Genomic DNA, 17,986 nt, shown 5'->3' with positions numbered 1-17,986 from the left:
GCTCAAGCAAGTAAATGGCCATCCTTCATGGTTAATGTTCTGTGAGAAAATGCAGCCGCTTCAATGGAATGAGTTACCATAACAATAGTCGTGCCGTTTTCATTCAGATCTTTCAGTGAAGACAAGATATTTTGACCATTTATGCTATCCAGATTTCCCGTTGGCTCATCAGCCAATAAAATAGTGGGATTTGATATCATTGCTCTGGCAATAGCGACACGTTGTTGTTGTCCGCCAGATAATTGTACCGGTTTATGATTTTCTCGGTTTTCTAATCCAAAATGACTTATTGCATCAAATACTTTATTTTTTCTCTGTTTTTTAGAAAAACCTCTATATTTCAATGGTAGTTCTATATTTTCAAATACAGTTAGATTGGGTAATAAATTGAATGATTGAAAAATATAACCAATAAATTCTCGTCTGAATGATATTTTTTCAGAATATTTCATTGTTAAAATATTGCTATTATTCAGTGTGAATTGACCGCTATCGATCGTTTCAAACATGCCAATAACATTGAGTAATGTTGATTTCCCTGATCCAGATGCGCCCATTATGGAGATAAATTCACCTTTATCTATATTGAGATTTATTTCATTCAAAACATTTGTTTGAATAAATTTCGTTTTATATGATTTACAGACATTCATCATGCTAATCATTTTATTCAATCCTTACGGTATCATTATTAACCAATCTATTTTTACCAAAGCTCACTAACGTTTGTCCTTCAGTAACACCATTTTTAATCTCAATATTGGAACCAGTATCCTGCCCGATGGACACTTGAATACGTTGAGCAATTTTTTTATCTGGATAGTAAACAAATACATAGCTCTTATTATCAATAGAAAAGACCATTGATGAGGGGATGGAGAATATTTTTCGATCTTCATTAAGTTTAATGATGACATCAACGGATTGCCCCCGTTTGAAGTTAATGGCTTTCTTATCTTCCAATTCAAATCTAACTTTGAATGTTCCATTATTAACTTCAGATGAAATTAACTTCACAAGCAAAGGTATTTTTCCATTGTTATAGATTAAGCTGGCAGATGAATGGTAGGTTATTTTATTTAAATAATATTCGTTAATCTCTGATTCAAAATAGAAACTTGATAAATCATCCACAATAGCAATTTGATCACCAGGCTTTAAGCGCTGACCTAGAATTAAATCTAATGAACTGATATTACCGGCTATAGGTGATTTTATTGAAAGTTGTTCAAAACCATTTTCAATAATTTCAGAAAGTTTTCGCTGTTTTTCGACAAATTCGTCTATTTCTTTTAATTGCTTTGATATGTCACGATCTTTATCATTTTTCAATTTTTTATAAAATAAATAAACATCGTGCCAGTAATCTCTTTTAATCTTTAAATCAGACAAAGTTTCTTTAGAAACATAATTTTTGTGTACAAGATCATGATATCGTCTTAACTTGTCTTCTACCTCTTTCAACTCTTTATCGGCTTCTAAGAATCTGTTATTGATATTCCTGTAATCAGATTGCAAATTTATTCTGATATTGATCAAATTATTCAATTTATCTGTAACATCCGCTAACATTGCAGAATTATTCAATGTGAAATTAAAATTAGATAATTTAACGATTTCTTCACTCTTTAAAACATCTTGTGATGGTTTTTTCATTATATCGGTAACGATTCCGCCAATCTCTGTTGAGATAGATACACTTTTATTAGGAACAACAACCGCTCTTGTTTTCAGAACATCACTATCTACTTTGCTGCTGACATGAAATTGAGTCACTTCATTTTCATTGACGACAGCCTCTTTGGCTGAAGTGACGTAATAGATAATAAAGGCGATAAATGAAATAAAAGCGATAAAGAAAATGAGAATTAATAATTTCTCCTTATTATGTATTCTTTTTTTTCTAATTTCTATATCCATGATTAATCTCACAAAAATTTAGTAGCAGAGAGTTTTCTATAATTCACCAAATAGGTAGTGATCATGATAATAACGGTGAATATCATTGTAGCAGATAGCGCGAGAGCACTGTATACAAAAGAGTCAGTGTAAATTACGCTATATTCATTGAGTAGATAAACTAAAATTGTTCTTCCCAATAGATATGCTACGAAAATTGATGCGATGATAGGGATGACGCTTTTCGATAAAAAGTGAGTAAGGTTTGTATAAATGGAACCACCAATGGACTCCATTATACTTAATTCTTTTTTCATAGAGTTAAAGTCGGTCATACTGGTAGTAAAACAGGCAATGATTAATAATAGGATGGAAAATATAGCGACAGCCGATGATAATTTTATTACTTTTAAATAGTTATCATAATAAGCATAAAATAAATCACTGGTTAAATCAATTTCATTTTTATCAAAACCCTGTTCTGATAATTTTTTGAGTACCGGAGCAAGGTGACTAATATCATTTAGATTCAGCGAGGCATATTTGCTGTGATCTTTTTTTATGAAAACAATGATGGGTCTAAAAGGTTCATCTACCGCGCCTAAATTAAAATCATCTATAATCTGAATAAATCTAATTTGGATCTTTTTATCCTCCATTATGTACCAATAGTAATTATTAAAAATATCATCGTATTGAGTGATGACATTCTGTTTTAAAAATTCTTTTGTGACTAATGCATTGACTATATTGGCATTATCACTTTGATATACTCGATTATTTCCGCCGGCTAAGATTTTCATTTTCCATACATTAGTAAAATTCTCGTCCGCGGTAATAACATTAGACGAAATATAGTTATTCTTGTTTTGTTGGCCGGAATAGTAAACAGTGATATTTTCCCTTGACATGTCAAATGGTCGCCAGTTACTTAGGGTTATGTTTGATGTATTGTATTGGTTGATAAGATTATAGCTTAATTCATTAATCGCTAATTTCTTGCTATTATCGTTATTAATTGCTACCGATATTGTCTTGGTATTATCATACGGCGTATGTAAATCAACAAGGTGAATATATTGATTTGCTAATCCAGTGACTAAATAAATAGACACTCCAGAAACAAGTAATTGAATAGCTAATGATGATTTTCTAAACCAAGAGGCAAGTGTTGATTCATATCTCATATCCATTTTTCTATTTCTTTGATAAATATAGAAACGTAATGAGAATGAAAAATGTATTGATGAAATAAAAATAAAAGTGATAAAAATAGAGAATATCCCCAGATATATTAAACTCTTTATTTCTAATAGGGAAAATATATTTTTGATATAATGTGATGTATTGAATATTGTGATAATAAGCAATAAGAATATAAGGGTAGAGAATATGATTCTTATCAGCATAGAAGGTAATGAATCTTTTATAATATTGAAAGTTGAAGCACCTAATGCTTTCTTTAACTGATAGATATCCCTTTTTTCTGCTGAATCCGCAGAAGTTAAATTATAGTAGTTGGTGAGTGCCGAAAATAAGATAAACGCGAATGCAATATATGAACTATAGATTATTTCCTTTGATAAACCAATAGATATTTCATCAGGTAATCCATCTTGATAATGCATATCTTTTAATTTTTTTAGTGATAGATGAATAAATTCACTGGCAGTAAATGGCGCGCCTGGAAGATTGGGCGCTTTGGTTTCAATAATATGCTTGAGTAGTGCATTGAGATTAGATATTGCCTTTTCATTAGCAAATTTTATAAAAACATAAGCCTGGGTATCATACCAATTGAATAGTTCTTTATTGTAATCTTTAATCAGCGTTGGTTTAAATGCAATAATAGCTTGAATATTAAGGCTGGAATCGCGACGTCTTTCTAAAATATCTTTGATGATATAGGTTTCATTGTTTAAAACGAGGGATTTTCCTTTGGGCTTTTCTAAGCCGAGATAGTGGTTATTGAACTCTTCTGTGATATAAATCTCATTTGCTCCCAGAGAGGTATCCACTTTCTTAAAGGGAGATAGGGTATTCAGGAATTCATCATTTACCGCAAACACTGGAACTTTAGTGATCTTTTTTCCCTTTAATTCAATAGTCGTATTAAGTTTAAAAAAGTAGTTTACGTGGCTTATTCTCTCATCTTTTCTCAGTTCGTCTATGAGTGGCAAGGGTGATTTTGCTGATCTGACTTTTTCTCCGTTAGGTAAATTAAAGGTCGTTTCTACCCGGTAAAAACTGCTATTGTTTTGATAGTCGTTATCGACCTGCATATCTGAATAGAAGGCGGTGGAGAGTAAATAAATGGCTAATATCGCTATTGACACTGAGAGTATCGATACTGAAATATTGAAACGCTTCATGGATTTTGAGATGTTAATAGCGTTCATTTGTGGCTACTATTCCTTATTGTATATACCCGTCATCTTTCAAGTTGCCTCTTTGTTGGCTACACTCACTCACCCCGGTCACATCGTTATCTATGCTCCCGGGGATTCGCTCCCTTGCCGTCTCGATCCATCTTGAAATCTATAGGGTATAGGGACAAGTTTTAATATAAATGTTGAGGTACCGTGTTTAGATACCGATATCCTTGCCTTTGAGTATTCCACATAACTTACATGAAGATCCAATTAAAGTGTTTTTTTCTGTCAATATGTGTTTTTTCTCATATTTTTACACTTTTGAGTTACTGAAATCTATTATATTTATATGTAGAGATGAAAAAATTTAATCCAATGAGTATATTGTCTCTTTTCGAAAAAGACAAAATTTTCTTCGGAGGTGAAATCAGTTATCTATATTGTTAAAATTATTATATTCACATAATGAAATTATTTAGGGTAATCCCAAAAAATTCATACGATTACCCTATGGTCAAGGTTCAAAAAATTTTTAATTGAACGGATGCAGTATTTATCCTAATAGGTATTTTTTTTCAGGAAAATAAAATAACCTGATAGGATAGGTTTTAAATCTCTTGGAAGCTCTTTGACCAGTTCCAGGCGGTGATCTCAGGGACCTTTGGTTTACTGCTTAATTCTTTCAGTGCTTTTTCAGTAATTGAGAGTTCGGTCTCTTTGAATGATGCAGCAAGGGAATTTAGTGCTTCTTGAGTTTTATAGGTTGAGGTATTATGCATGATAATCTCCACTTTATTTTTAGATGGTTAATTAGTTAACCTGCTATTTCCTTCTAATAGAGATATACCCGTTATCTTTCAAATTGCCTCTTTGTTGGCTGCACTCATTCACCCCGGTCACATCGTTATCTATGCTCCCGGGGATTCGCTCCCTTGCCGTCGCGATCCATCTTGAAATCCATTGGGTATATATTATTAGGAAATATTGTATTTCCATATGGAAAATGCTGATATCAGTATTTAATTAATAGTACTATATTAAATGATTGTCAATATTCTTTGTTGTTTTTTATGACATCATTTGGCAGAGGTAAGTCCCGATTTTTGGTATGTCGGACAGCTATGACTTTAATAAAATAGAAATTTTTGGCAATGAGAATTTATTTAACTTATTCTTATTGCTATGTTTAAGGTGAATATTTTAAGAATAAATTTAACATCATATTTTTATAATATCTAATTGAAATATTTCCATAATAAAACATTAGAGAAGATTAAAATTATTCTTTTGAGGTAAAGGATTTATACCCTATGGATTTCAAATAAAAGTGCGCCAGTTTTCTGATTCTAACCTGATTGTCGAAAACTTGGCGCTAAATGTAATAAAGTTTTATTCCACTTCAAGAATACGGCAGGTATTAGTACTGCCAATTGTTCCCATCTGATCACCCTGAGTAACCAGAACAAGGTCGCCGGAAACCAAATAACCTTTATCACGCAGACGATTAACTGCTTCATTGGCTGCTGTTATACCGTCAGTATGACTGCTGCAATAAACGGGTGTTACACCACGGTAAAGAGCCGTTTGGTTTAAGGTTTTTTCATGACGAGACATAGAGAATATGGGGAGACCAGAACTAATGCGAGACATGATACGAGTGGTGCGACCTGATTCGGTCATTGCAATAATGGCTTTAACCCCATTTAGGTGGTTTGCTGCGTACATGGTAGACATCGCAATGGCTTCTTCGATACTGTCAAAAATTGTGTCTAGCCGATGTTTCGATACGTTGAGTCCGGGCATTTTTTCTGCTCCGAGACAGACTCGCGCCATTGCGGCAACCGTTTCGGCAGGGTATTGGCCCGCAGCGGTTTCAGCGGAGAGCATCACGGCGTCAGTGCCGTCAAGAACGGCGTTTGCCACATCCATCACTTCTGCACGGGTAGGCATTGGGTTGGTGATCATCGATTCCATCATCTGGGTCGCGGTAATCACTACACGATTCAGTTGGCGGGCCCGGCGAATGAGTTTTTTCTGAACACCAACTAACTCTGGATCACCGATTTCTACGCCAAGGTCACCACGGGCGACCATGACGACATCAGAAGCCAGAATGATTTCATCAATGGTTTTATCGCTGCTAACGGCCTCTGCGCGTTCAACTTTTGCCACGATCTGCGTTTCACAGCCCGCGTCTCGCGCCAGGCGGCGAGCATAGTTAAGATCTTCACCGGTGCGGGGGAAAGAGATAGCAAGGTAATCAACGCCAATTCTGGCCGCCGTAATAATGTCTTCTTTATCTTTTTCGGTCAGGGCTTCAGCGGATAATCCACCGCCCAGTTTGTTGATGCCCTTATTGTTGGATAGCGGGCCACCCACTGTCACTTCAGTGAATACTTTCATGCCCTGAACTGTTAATACTTTCAGTTGAACACGGCCATCATCCAGCAACAAAATGTCACCCGGTACAACATCCGTGGGTAATCCTTTGTAATCGATACCGACTTTCTCCTTATCGCCTTCGCCTTTACCAAGATTGGCATCAAGCAGAAATTTATCTCCGACATTCAGGAAAATTTTGCCCTCTTTAAACGTTGATACGCGAATTTTAGGTCCTTGAAGATCGCCAAGAATGGCAACATGGCACCCCAGGCGGGCTGCGATCTCGCGGATTTTGTTGGCGCGCTGGAGATGATCTTCGGCGGTACCGTGGGAAAAGTTAAGGCGGACTACGTTTGCACCCGCAGCAATAATCTTTTCAAGATTATTATCGCGGTCGGTAGCCGGGCCAAGTGTAGTAACAATCTTCGTTCTTCTGAGCCGTCTGGACATATTTTACTCCGTTGACCTGTGAGTATGGGTATTTGTGATATAAAAATAATCAATAATCTATTAATTATCCTATAAAACGAGTAAAAAAACCTCTTCGGCAATCCAACTATCAAGGCTGTTTATAGATTACTTTTGTGGTTTACCTCTGTGGCAAGGCCGTAAGCGACTATCGTGGGGCTTTTTGTGACTCGTATCAACACATCCTGATATGACCGTTGCCGCATTTCTATCCTATCACGATTTGTTCCCGGTTTATCGATAATCTAATAGTGTCTTGGAAGTTCTGGCAATGATGGAAAGTGGTAGTCACATTTACTGAAATCTGGCAATACTTGGAATTGGAAGAGGGGAAACTCCAGGATGGGTATGTTGTAAAGTATAAATGACAAGTCAAAAATCGTCGATTTCACAATAAATTTCATCTAAATTATTCATGCCTGAGGTTCTCCATGATCGTGTTTTCTTTATCAAAAACTTTAATCGTGCCTCAGGCACTTAGTTCCCTTCTTAAGCGAAGCTCAGGTTAACTAAATAACATAGGATTTTCTTGATATAATTATGTAATTTCTCGCTTCACTTGGCTAGTGAAGATTATTTATCAATGCTCAATGGGCTATAAACGATCGCTGACTACGCAATTATTGCGAGTCAGCCTAATAGAGAGAGGACTATTTTCAGGTCGGGGGAAAGTCAATTTTATCAAAGCGTGAATTTCGTAGCGCTTCTTTGACTCTTTTCAAGTTATCTCTGAATTTTGAACCACGGCGCAGGGTAAAACCCGTAGCTAAAACATCAATAACAGTTAATTGAGCGATTCTTGAGACCATTGGCATATAAATATCTGTATCTTCCGGGACGTCCAGAAGAATGGCGAGCGTTGCTTCGTGGGCGAGGGGAGAATCTTGGGAGGTAATTGCGATAACTGTCGCATCATTTTCTCGCGCAAGTTGTGCTGCTTCAACCAAACTTTTAGTTCTGCCGGTATGGGAGATGAGTACGACGACATCACCTTCGGCACTGTTAATACAGCTCATCCGTTGCATCACAATGTCATCAAAATAGATAACGGGAATATTGAACCGGAAAAATTTATTCATTGCGTCATGGGCGACGGCCGCAGAAGCCCCCAAGCCAAAAAATGAGATTTTCCGGGCTTGAGTCAGTAAATCAACAGCTCGGTTAATGGCTGTAATATCCAAATTGTTTTTGACGGTATCCAGAGTTGCCATTACCGATTCAAATATCTTATTGGTGTAGGCACTAACTGTATCGCTCTCTTCAACATTGCGATTTACATAAGGCGTACCATTGGCAAGACTTTGGGCTAGATGGAGTTTGAAATCGGGAAAACCTTTAGTATCCAGACGGCGGCAAAAACGGTTAACCGTGGGTTCACTGACTTCTGCCATTTTTGCCAGTGTTGCGATACTGGCATGAATCGCAGTTTGTGGTGAAGCCAGGATTGTCTGCGCCACTTTTTTTTCTGACTTACTCAAAAATTCGATACTGTTTTGGACCCGTTCCAGTGTATTCATAAAACGCAGTTACCTGTGGTTTTGACGATTTCATTCAGAGAAGAAATCTATATAAATTTTATGAAAATATACTATTAGCAAATTGAAGCTGGCAGTAGGAAGTTACAATAATTTAATGTTTTTCATAAAAGTATGACAAGTGTCTAACTTTCACATTGGTAATTATCTTTCATAAACGTTGCAAAATTACATAAATTTATCACATCTTTATCATAGATAAAACACATTGTTAACATAAGGTGATGGTTATTCGTTATCGCTGTTTACGCGCCATGGTCAAAAGAGTACATTACTGGTTAATGCTGTAACAAAATTACAATATCCCGCAACGAGGAGAGACATATGGCGGTTACTTCTACAGCTCAGGCTTGTGATTTAGTCATTTTTGGCGCTAAAGGGGATTTGGCACGCCGGAAATTATTGCCTTCCCTTTATCAGCTTGAGAAAGCGGGTTATATTCACCCAGAAACCCGGATTATTGGTGTTGGCCGGGCTGATTGGGATAAAACAGCTTATACCAAGGTTGTTGAAGAAGCTTTAAATACATTCTTGCCAGAAAAATTAGATTCAGAATTATGGAAGACATTGAGTGAGCGTTTGGCGTTCTGCAATCTGGATGTTAATCAAAGGGAAGACTTTGCCAAATTGAAGGCAATTCTTAAGCAGGAGAATCGGCCTGCAATCCATTATTTTGCGATGCCACCAAGTACTTTTGGTTCGGTTTGTCACGGGTTGGGCCTTGCAGGGCTAAATAAAGAGCCAAATCGAGTTGTGATGGAAAAGCCTTTAGGGGTCGATCTTGAATCATCCAAAGCCATTAATGATGAAGTGGCAAAATATTTCAATGAGCGTCAGGTTTATCGCATTGATCATTATCTGGGTAAAGAAACCGTATTGAATCTGTTGGCGCTGCGGTTTGCCAATTCCCTGTTTGTGAATAATTGGGATAACCGGACAATTGATCATGTACAAATTACGGTAGCTGAAGAAGTCGGTATTGAAGGCCGTTGGGGTTATTTTGACCAAGCCGGACAGATGCGCGATATGATTCAGAATCACCTGTTGCAAATATTGACCATGATTGCTATGTCTCCTCCGGCAGATCTGACGACAGACCGTATCCGTGATGAAAAAGTAAAAGTATTGCGTTCTCTGCGCCGTATTGATCACACGAATGTGCGGGAGAAGACGGTACGAGGTCAATACACTGCCGGTTTTGTTCAGGGGCATAAGGTACCTGGGTATCTGGAAGAAGAGGGGGCGAACCAGTCCAGCCGGACGGAAACTTTTGTCTCTATCCGTGTCGATATTGATGACTGGCGTTGGGCCGGGGTTCCTTTCTATCTGAGAACCGGTAAACGTCTACCAACGAAATGTTCTGAGGTGGTAGTTTATTTTAAAAAGCCCGCGCTGAATTTGTTCTCTGAATCTTATCAACAACTACCGCAGAACAAGCTAACGATTCGTCTGCAACCGGATGAAGGTATTGATATTGAAGTGCTGAACAAAGCCCCAGGACTGGAACACAAGCATCGCCTGCAAACCACTAAGCTGGATCTGAGTTTTTCTGAAACGTTTAACCATATTCCATTGGCGGATGCTTATGAGAGGTTACTGCTGGAGGCTATGCGGGGTATTCAGGCGCTATTCGTTCGTCGTGATGAAGTGGAAGAAGCGTGGAAATGGGTTGATTCTATTATGAATGCATGGGCGGCGGATAATGATGCGCCTAAGCCTTATCAGGCGGGAACGTGGGGGCCGGTTGCTTCTGTTGCTATGATCACCCGCGATGGTCGTTCGTGGAATGAATTTGAATAATTGACAAACCTTTCTGTTGAAGCTCAAGCCGCGCTATAAGCGGCTTGGGTTATATCGTGAAGGTATCAGCTTATATTAGTATCAATTCTGTTTTTCTATTCAACGTTGTTTATCAGATAAAAAAATAAATGAGATTTGGTGGTTGCTTTCTATTATCTTATATGGTAGAAGTACTAAGAAAATTAACACTATTTATTTATGAGGATTCTTAGTATATCGCGCAGAATATCGGTGCGATGAAGGAATGAAATATCATGAACAGCGCCAAAAGCGTCAAGTTTCAAAGTTCCACTCACATGCTTTTCCTTTCTGCCATTTTATCCAGTGAGCATTACTGGTGCAGTTCATTATAGCGTCTGACTCCTGTTAACCGGTTTTCAACCGGTATTTCTGTTTCGTCAAAAACGCAGGTTATTATTTCTCATCTTATATATGGGTGGGTTTAGGTTATTTATAGCTGCGTCTTGACGTGCGTATTTGCGTGGTCGGGAGAAAGAAAATGATTTATTGGTTGTTCCTTGCAATGGCAATTATTACCGAAGTTATCGGTACCTTATCGATGAAACATGCCAGCGTTTCCGGTGGTGTAGTTGGCATGGCCGTTATGTACATCATGATCGCCACATCCTATATCTTGTTGGCAATGGCGGTGAAAAAAGTGGCACTGGGCGTTGCGTATGCTTTGTGGGAAGGGGTTGGTATTCTATTTATTACTGTTTTTAGTGTCATGTGGTTTGATGAATCACTGTCATTGATGAAAGTAGGGGGATTGGTTCTGCTGATAACAGGGATTATGTTGATTAAATCTGGTACTAGAAAAGCCGCAGTCAAAAAATCGGCAGAGGTAGTGAAGCAGATGGCAAATAAGGCTGTCAGTGTCGCAACAACCAAAAACGGTAAAATAAAGGAGGCATAACATGTTGCAACAATTTGAATGGTGGCATGCGGCGTTCTTATTCCTTGCTATAGCGTTGGATATTTTAGCGAATATTTTACTGAAAATTTCTGATGGTTTTAGACGTCCTTGGATGGGTATTCTTTCGCTTATTACTGTTCTTGGGGCGTTCAGTGCGCTTGCTCAGGCAGTGAAGGGAATTGAGCTTTCCGTTGCTTATGCCTTATGGGGTGCTTTCGGTATTATCGCGACAGTTGCTGCTGGCTGGATTATGTTTAATCAGCGTTTGAATTGTAAAGGTTGGGGTGGAATTGCCTTGTTGCTGTTGGGTGTAATGATGATCAAGATGGCTTAAGCCATATTAATTTTTAAAGTCAGGACAAAGATACGTTATTGGCGTTTAGGTTTTTAACTAACGAATTTTATTGTTTATTTCTTATATTATTTGCTGGCATGCAACTAGCAACTATTTTGCATAATAACCAGCAGATACGAATATACCCGTTATCTTTCAAGTTGCCTCTTTGTTGGCTGCACTCACTCACCCCGGTCACATAGTTATCTATGCTCCCGGGGATTTGCTCCCTTGCCATCGCGATCCATCTTGAAATCCATAGGGTATATAAGTGACTTTTAGCAGGTAAAACAGACGTCTGGTTTATGACCATCTTTTACTCGACAACCAGGACACCAAGATTGAACAATATAGCGGCCATCACCCATATCCCTCATACCAAAGTCTTCATAGTGATAAAAAACATGTTGACCCATTGAGGCGGAACAACATGGGCAACTTTTATAGATCTTGCCTTCTACTTCCGCAACAACGGAATCATGAAGGGAATCATGACAACCTGAACAAACATCCATAACATGCTCCATACCAAGTGATAAAAGTTATTGAAGATTAGGCCATGTTTATATTCACTAAACAGTGACCAGACACTGATGTGCTTATTAGAAAGTATGGACGACGCATAAGTATAATTCAACATTGAAAAGGTAAATAAATAGAAAGTCCATTTGGTGAGTTAACTCTGCCAGATGAAATTAATGCGATTTGTGATAAGTAATATTGGAAATTATTTTATTACACTTAGTCATCGAAGGTTTATCTACGAATTAAAAATAGTCTAATTTAAAATTATTCCTAAAATGGGCCATTACTAAAGTAGGTGTTTTGGCCTGTAAGATTGATTTATAATAAGTTTATATATACCCGTCATCTTTCAAGCTGCCTCTTTGTTGGCTGCACTCACTCACCCCGGTCACATCGTTATCTATGCTCCCGGGGATTCGTTCCCTTGCCGCCGCGATGCAACTTGAAATCCATAGGGTATACAGGCTCTTAAAATTCTCAAAAAGCTATAGAAAATGGATTTAAAAATTGTCTATGCTAGAGCAACTTTTTATCTATTTCACTTAATTCAGCTTCTTCACAGATACTGTTCCAATTATCTTGGATTATTGATATTTGTTTATTAAAGATTTCTTTTGCTTTTTTCTCTGAAATATTAAAATTATGCGCAGTTTCCAAACTTTTACCATAGTTAAATAAAATGCGGCCATTAAATTCTTCTAGGCGGCCAGCCACCACTGGCTCAGTTTGTTCTGGTAACCATATCCAGACATAAGCTTCTTTGTTGTTAGAAATCATCGTACACTTCTCTCTCTTTTTCCTGAATACGTTGTGGTAACAAAACTAGCTTATCTCTCGTTTGTTCTATACGTGCTGAGATAGGAAGCTTATCGCTGTCAAACAAGTTGATACCTACAAGGTTAGCTAGCTCAAATGCTAATCCTATAGAGCAACCCATATCTCCGCTTTCAATTTTTTGCAGTGTGGTTCTGGATATACCAGCACGTTCTGCCAAATTCTTTTCTGACCAATGGCGCCGTTTTCTACCTAACTTGATTTGTTCTCCGAGTAACATGACTGCTTCTTTAGAGAATTTTGAATAGGCTCTATGTTTTAACATATTCCCTCCTTATGACCATTATAATGGTCATTAAGGCCATTAATGACCACTATAATAGTCATTATCATGGTTTATCAAAATAAGAATGTCAACATTAGATGATCATTATAATGGTCATCTTATAGTTCAAGGCAAAGGCATAGGAGGAAGGTTAGAAATGTTGGGTATATAATATTCCACTTGGAACAATGGATAATGTAGTTCATGAAAATATCGATTAATATTTTATTTTAAAATGTTATTGCAACTAAATTAACAGGGGAAATCATATCTTACCTATATTAATAACACCTATACCCTATGGATTTCAAGGTGCATCGCGGCGGCAAGGGAGCGAATCCCCGGGAGCATAGATAACTATGTGACCGGGGTGAGTGAGTGCAGCCAACAAAGAGGCAACTTGAAAGATAACGGGTATATTGGGATATTCTGAATAACCTCCATATAATTAAAATATAAATGTAGGCGATAGAGAATATCCCAAATTAATATTAAATACCTGCGATAACTTTTATCTCGACTTTGTATTTGGGATTCATTAGCTTAGCTTCAACTGTGCAGCGTACAGGTGCGCTTCCTGCAACAACCCATGCATCCCAGGCGGCATTCATGCCAGCAAACTCTTTTCCATCAGCCAGAAAAATAGTAGCGTCAATAATTTTGCTTTTATCAGAACCGAGACGCTGTAACATGGTATCAATAGCGGCCAACGTATTCGCTGTTTGCTCAGTAATATCACCATCCAGATTTTCCGGTACGGCAGTGTAGTAAATGGTTTTATTGTAAACTACCGCTTCAGACCAGCGATCCTGTGGATAAATACGTTCAATTGTCATGGATACTTCTTCCTGTGAATAACTATCTGCCTGATTTTGGGTGGTGATCAGAACATACTATTGGCATAATCTCCATCCATTCTATTGAAAGAGACGGTTTGTGTCAGACGATTTTGCGAAAAATGGTGCCCTTGCTAAAGCAATAACAGGTTTTAAACCCCGTGATGCTCAAAGAGAAATGGCAGTGGCTATTGAGTGTGCGATTAAAAACCATCAACAATTGGTTGTAGAAGCAGGCACGGGAACAGGTAAGACATTTGCCTATTTAGCACCCGCGTTGCGTTCTGGGCAGAAAGTTATCATTTCCACCGGTTCTAAGGCATTACAGGATCAGCTCTATAATCGTGATTTACCGACAGTCGCTGAAGCAATTAATTTCACCGGTAAATTGGCGTTGTTGAAAGGTCGCGCGAATTATCTGTGCTTGGAACGGTTGGAACAGCACTCTTTTGGGGGCGGGCAATTGGAAGCAGAAATTCTGTCAGATATTGTTCGGCTAAGAGGCTGGTCGTCACAAACTGAAGAGGGTGATGTCAGTACTTGTCACCAAGTGGCGGAAGATAGCCAGGTTTGGCCGTTGGTCACCAGTACGAACGATAACTGCCTTGGCAGTGATTGCCCACGTTATCAGGAATGCTTTGTACTCAAAGCCCGCCGTCGGGCAATGGAGGCAGATGTTATCGTTGTTAACCATCATCTGTTTATGGCGGATATGGTGGTGAAAGAAACGGGATTTGGTGAGTTGATCCCGCAAGCAGAAGTCAAGATATTTGATGAGGCACATCAAGTCCCTGATATTGCTAGTCAATATTTTGGTCAGCAATTAAGTAGCCGCCAACTGATGGATCTCTCAAGAGATATCACTATGGCGTATCGCACGGAAGTTCGAGATCAAGTTCAATTACAAAAGAGCGCAGATCGTCTGAGTCAGAGTACACAAGATTTCCGGCTAGCGTTGGGAGAGAATGGTTATCGGGGTAATTTGCGGGAGTTATTGCAAAATCCGCAAGTCCAGCGAGCATTAGTATTGCTTGATGATGCGCTTGAGCTTTGTTATGACGTGATAAAATTATCTTTAGGGCGTTCAGTCATGTTGGATGCGGCATTTGAAAGGGCAACAATTTATCGTAATCGTCTTAAGCGCTTGAAAGAGGTGACTATTCCCGGTTATAGCTATTGGTTTGAAAGTTATGGTCGTCATTTTCTTTTAGCACTCACACCGCTGTCTGTTGCCGACAAATTTAGTGAGATAATTAATGAGCAATCTGGTTGTTGGGTGTTTACCTCAGCGACACTCTCTGTTAACGAGCAACTTTCCCATTTCACTGAACGACTAGGTTTAAAAGAGGCGAAAACGTTATTACTGCCAAGTCCATTTGATTATCAAAGTCAGACACTACTTTGTGTTCCCCGTCATCTACCATCACCAAATCAGCTTGGTAGTGCAAAATGGTTGGCAGAGATGCTCAAGCCACTCATTGAAGCTAATAAAGGTCGATGTTTCTTTTTATGTACTTCACACCAGATGATGCGAAGTCTGGCTGAATCGTTCCGTGCCAACATGACATTGCCGGTTTTGGTTCAAGGTGAAACCAGCAAAGGTCAGCTACTTTCGCAATTTATTGCCGCCGGCAACGCTTTATTGGTGGCAACCAGCAGTTTTTGGGAAGGTGTCGATGTGCGCGGCGAGGTGCTTTCCTGTGTCATTATCGATAAATTGCCCTTTACGGCACCGGATGATCCACTGCTAAAAGCCCGTATTGAAGATTGCCAACTTAGAGGTGGTGATGCATTTAATGAAGTTCAGTTGCCGGATGCGGTGATTAGTCTGAAACAGGGTGTCGGGCGGCTTATTCGTGATATTGATGATTATGGTGTTGTTGTCATTTGTGATAATCGTTTAGTTATGCGTCCATATGGTGAGGTGTTTTTGAATAGTTTACCACCTTCACCACGAACCCGAGATTTAACGAAAGCGGTCGCTTTCTTGCAAGCCCGGCAATCTGGGTAAAATCGACTGGGTTATGATAAAATAGCACCTTAATTTTGGATTATACCCTATGGATTTCAAGATGCATCGCGACGGCAAGGGAGCGAATCCCCGGGAGCATAGGTAACTATGTGACCGGGGTGAGCGAGTGCCGCCAACAAAGAGGCAACTTGAAAGATGACGGGTATATATTTCTTGCCGAGGTGCTTAAGGCATGCCTGTACGAATTCTGGCTATTGATACTGCAACGGAAGCCTGTTCTGTTGCTCTTTGGAATGATGGTGCCGTTTTGGCACAGTTTGAAATTTCTCCACGTGAACACACGCAACGTATTTTACCTATGGTTCAATCTGTTCTGGCAGAAGCGGGGATGAGTTTACAACAGCTTGACGCTTTAGCTTTTGGCCGTGGACCGGGTAGTTTTACCGGTGTACGTATTGGTGTTGGTATTGCTCAGGGCTTGGCACTGGGGGCTGAACTGCCGGTGATTGGTGTGTCAACGCTCAATGCAATGGCTCAAGGTGTTTTTCGTCTGCTAGGTGCAACTCAGGTATTAACCGCCATTGATGCCCGGATGGGAGAAGTTTACTGGGGGCAATATATCCGTAATCAGCAAGGTGAATGGCAAGGAAGTGAAACAGAAGCAGTGTTGAAACCGGAACAGGTACAGGCATTCATGGCTTCATTAAGTGGCGATTGGGTGGCTGCTGGTACTGGCTGGCAGGCTTATCCTCAGTTGATGACAAGTCATTTGACGCTAACTGATAGTAGTATCACATTACCTCATGCTGAAGATATGTTACCTCTGGCAATACAGATGTGGCAAAACGGTGAGGTGACGGCCGTAGAACATGCTGAACCGGTATACTTGCGTAATGAAGTTACTTGGAAAAAATTACCGGGCCGTTAAGTATCTATTGATGAAACTTGTAGTAAAAGAAAGTATCAAATAATAGACAGAGTTATTTTAAGCATCATGATTGGGACAATTTTCAGGAGAAGGTGGTTATGTTAAGAGTAATAAACTACCGGACGAGTATTAACGCGCTAATCTTATTAGGCGCTGTAATGCTTACAGGCTGTATCACCGTTCCTGATTCAATAAAAGGAACGTCACCAACGCCTGTTCAAGATCTGCTTTCTGTTAAGAGTACGCCTGAGCTGTTTATCGGGCAGGAAGGGCGATTCGGCGGCAAGGTACTTGATGTAGTAAATGAAAATCACCGTACTCGTCTGGAAATATCGTCATTGCCATTAGCATCGGATGCCAGTCCAGAATTAGATGAGCCTTCCCTTGGCCGTATCTATGTTTATGTTAATGATTTCCTTGATCCTGACGATTTTAAAGGAAATTACGTCACTGTCGTAGGTCCGATAGTGGGATTAAAAAAGGGAAAAATTGGTTGTGCGGATTACGCTTATGTTGTGATTAATGCAATGGGTTATCAACGCTGGAAAGTTGTTCAGCGAGTATTAATGCCTTATGGTCCGGGGCCTTGGAATTATTATGGCTATCCATATTATTCAGGTTGGGGATGGAATTGGTATTACCCCGACCCCACACCGGTTGAGACTATTTTGACCAGATAGAGTTATTTCAATCGGGATTGTTGATATACACTTTGTGACATTGTAACTTTCTTTCCAGTTTGAGCCGCCGCAATAATATGTGGCGGTAATTCATCTGTTATTTCCTATCTATACCCGTCATCTTTCAAGTTGCCTCTTTGTTGGCTGCACTCACTCACCCCGGTCACATAGTTCTCTATGCTCCCGGGGATTCGCTCCCTGGCCGTCGCGATGCATCTTGAAATCCATAGGGTATATATT

General features: G+C 39.1%; 18 protein-coding genes. 6 read left to right on the top strand and 12 right to left on the bottom strand.

The features are described from left to right. Nucleotides 1-2: 2 nt before the first annotated feature. The 7 genes from AAC155_RS00765 to AAC155_RS00735 all read right to left on the bottom strand — a co-directional run bounded on the left by AAC155_RS00765 (nt 3) and on the right by AAC155_RS00735 (nt 8,638). Complete coding sequence (locus AAC155_RS00765; protein WP_113040642.1) at nt 3-665, bottom strand: ATP-binding cassette domain-containing protein; 663 nt, start codon at nt 663-665, stop codon at nt 3-5. 1 nt (nt 666) lies between these two features. Further along, nucleotides 667-1,920: a darobactin export ABC transporter periplasmic adaptor subunit gene (gene darC / locus AAC155_RS00760; protein WP_113040641.1), complete on the bottom strand. Its 1,254-nt coding sequence runs from the start codon at nt 1,918-1,920 to the stop codon at nt 667-669. A gap of 8 nt (nt 1,921-1,928) precedes the next feature. Beyond that, entirely contained in the window at nt 1,929-4,298 is a 2,370-nt protein-coding gene (gene darB / locus AAC155_RS00755) for a darobactin export ABC transporter permease subunit (protein ID WP_146748032.1), read from the bottom strand. 581 nt (nt 4,299-4,879) lie between these two features. After that, nucleotides 4,880-5,050: a darobactin family peptide antibiotic gene (darA, locus tag AAC155_RS00750; RefSeq protein WP_158536455.1), complete on the bottom strand. Its 171-nt coding sequence runs from the start codon at nt 5,048-5,050 to the stop codon at nt 4,880-4,882. Between the two features lie 43 nt (nt 5,051-5,093). Beyond that, entirely contained in the window at nt 5,094-5,267 is a 174-nt protein-coding gene (locus AAC155_RS00745; RefSeq protein WP_158536454.1) for a hypothetical protein, read from the bottom strand. 393 nt (nt 5,268-5,660) lie between these two features. Next, complete coding sequence (pyk, locus tag AAC155_RS00740; protein ID WP_113040638.1) at nt 5,661-7,103, bottom strand: pyruvate kinase; 1,443 nt, start codon at nt 7,101-7,103, stop codon at nt 5,661-5,663. A gap of 674 nt (nt 7,104-7,777) precedes the next feature. Further along, the gene (locus AAC155_RS00735; protein WP_113040637.1) at nt 7,778-8,638 is read right to left on the bottom strand and encodes a MurR/RpiR family transcriptional regulator; all 861 of its coding nucleotides are present in this window, start codon (nt 8,636-8,638) and stop codon (nt 7,778-7,780) included. A 342-nt stretch (nt 8,639-8,980) separates the two neighbouring features. Between AAC155_RS00735 and zwf the strand changes: the two genes are divergently transcribed. The 3 genes from zwf to mdtI all read left to right on the top strand — a co-directional run bounded on the left by zwf (nt 8,981) and on the right by mdtI (nt 11,706). After that, on the top strand, nt 8,981-10,456 hold the full coding sequence (gene zwf, locus AAC155_RS00730) for a glucose-6-phosphate dehydrogenase (RefSeq protein WP_113040636.1): 1,476 nt from the start codon (nt 8,981-8,983) through the stop codon (nt 10,454-10,456). Nucleotides 10,457-10,955: 499 nt separating this feature from the next. Continuing rightward, a complete protein-coding gene (mdtJ, locus tag AAC155_RS00725; RefSeq protein ID WP_112896147.1) occupies nt 10,956-11,372 on the top strand; it encodes a multidrug/spermidine efflux SMR transporter subunit MdtJ in 417 nt (138 codons plus the stop codon). 1 nt (nt 11,373) lies between these two features. Continuing rightward, entirely contained in the window at nt 11,374-11,706 is a 333-nt protein-coding gene (gene mdtI / locus AAC155_RS00720; RefSeq protein ID WP_113040635.1) for a multidrug/spermidine efflux SMR transporter subunit MdtI, read from the top strand. Nucleotides 11,707-11,773: 67 nt separating this feature from the next. Here mdtI and AAC155_RS00715 read toward each other — a convergent pair whose 3' ends face one another. From AAC155_RS00715 to AAC155_RS00695, 5 genes are all read right to left on the bottom strand, one after another. Further along, nucleotides 11,774-12,019, bottom strand: a complete 246-nt coding sequence (locus AAC155_RS00715) for a hypothetical protein (protein ID WP_146748031.1) — start codon at nt 12,017-12,019, stop codon at nt 11,774-11,776. Next, nucleotides 11,985-12,221: a hypothetical protein gene (locus AAC155_RS00710; protein WP_113040634.1), complete on the bottom strand. Its 237-nt coding sequence runs from the start codon at nt 12,219-12,221 to the stop codon at nt 11,985-11,987. The genes AAC155_RS00715 and AAC155_RS00710 overlap by 35 nt, the downstream gene beginning before the upstream one ends. Nucleotides 12,222-12,747: 526 nt before the next feature. Then, a complete protein-coding gene (locus AAC155_RS00705) occupies nt 12,748-13,008 on the bottom strand; it encodes a hypothetical protein (protein ID WP_191214690.1) in 261 nt (86 codons plus the stop codon). Then, nucleotides 12,998-13,330 carry a helix-turn-helix transcriptional regulator gene (locus AAC155_RS00700; RefSeq protein ID WP_113040633.1) on the bottom strand — a complete coding sequence of 111 codons (333 nt, stop codon included), beginning with the start codon at nt 13,328-13,330 and terminating at the stop codon, nt 12,998-13,000. Before AAC155_RS00700 ends, AAC155_RS00705 begins: the two co-directional genes overlap by 11 nt. Before the next feature lie 491 nt (nt 13,331-13,821). After that, nucleotides 13,822-14,166 (bottom strand): RidA family protein, encoded by a 345-nt coding sequence (locus AAC155_RS00695; protein WP_113040632.1) that lies wholly within the window; start codon nt 14,164-14,166, stop codon nt 13,822-13,824. Nucleotides 14,167-14,266: 100 nt separating this feature from the next. Between AAC155_RS00695 and AAC155_RS00690 the strand changes: the two genes are divergently transcribed. The 3 genes from AAC155_RS00690 to AAC155_RS00680 all read left to right on the top strand — a co-directional run bounded on the left by AAC155_RS00690 (nt 14,267) and on the right by AAC155_RS00680 (nt 17,746). Further along, complete coding sequence (locus tag AAC155_RS00690; protein WP_113040631.1) at nt 14,267-16,177, top strand: ATP-dependent DNA helicase; 1,911 nt, start codon at nt 14,267-14,269, stop codon at nt 16,175-16,177. A gap of 193 nt (nt 16,178-16,370) precedes the next feature. After that, entirely contained in the window at nt 16,371-17,066 is a 696-nt protein-coding gene (gene tsaB / locus AAC155_RS00685; RefSeq protein ID WP_113040630.1) for a tRNA (adenosine(37)-N6)-threonylcarbamoyltransferase complex dimerization subunit type 1 TsaB, read from the top strand. 98 nt (nt 17,067-17,164) lie between these two features. Beyond that, entirely contained in the window at nt 17,165-17,746 is a 582-nt protein-coding gene (locus AAC155_RS00680; RefSeq protein ID WP_113040629.1) for a Slp family lipoprotein, read from the top strand. The last annotated feature ends 240 nt before the right edge of the window (nt 17,747-17,986 follow it).

It is taken from the genome of Photorhabdus sp. HUG-39, from assembly GCF_963878365.1.
Lineage (GTDB): Bacteria > Pseudomonadota > Gammaproteobacteria > Enterobacterales > Enterobacteriaceae > Photorhabdus > Photorhabdus kayaii.
Note: the sequence above shows the minus strand (reverse complement) of the source record. Positions and strands in the feature narration are given on the sequence as shown.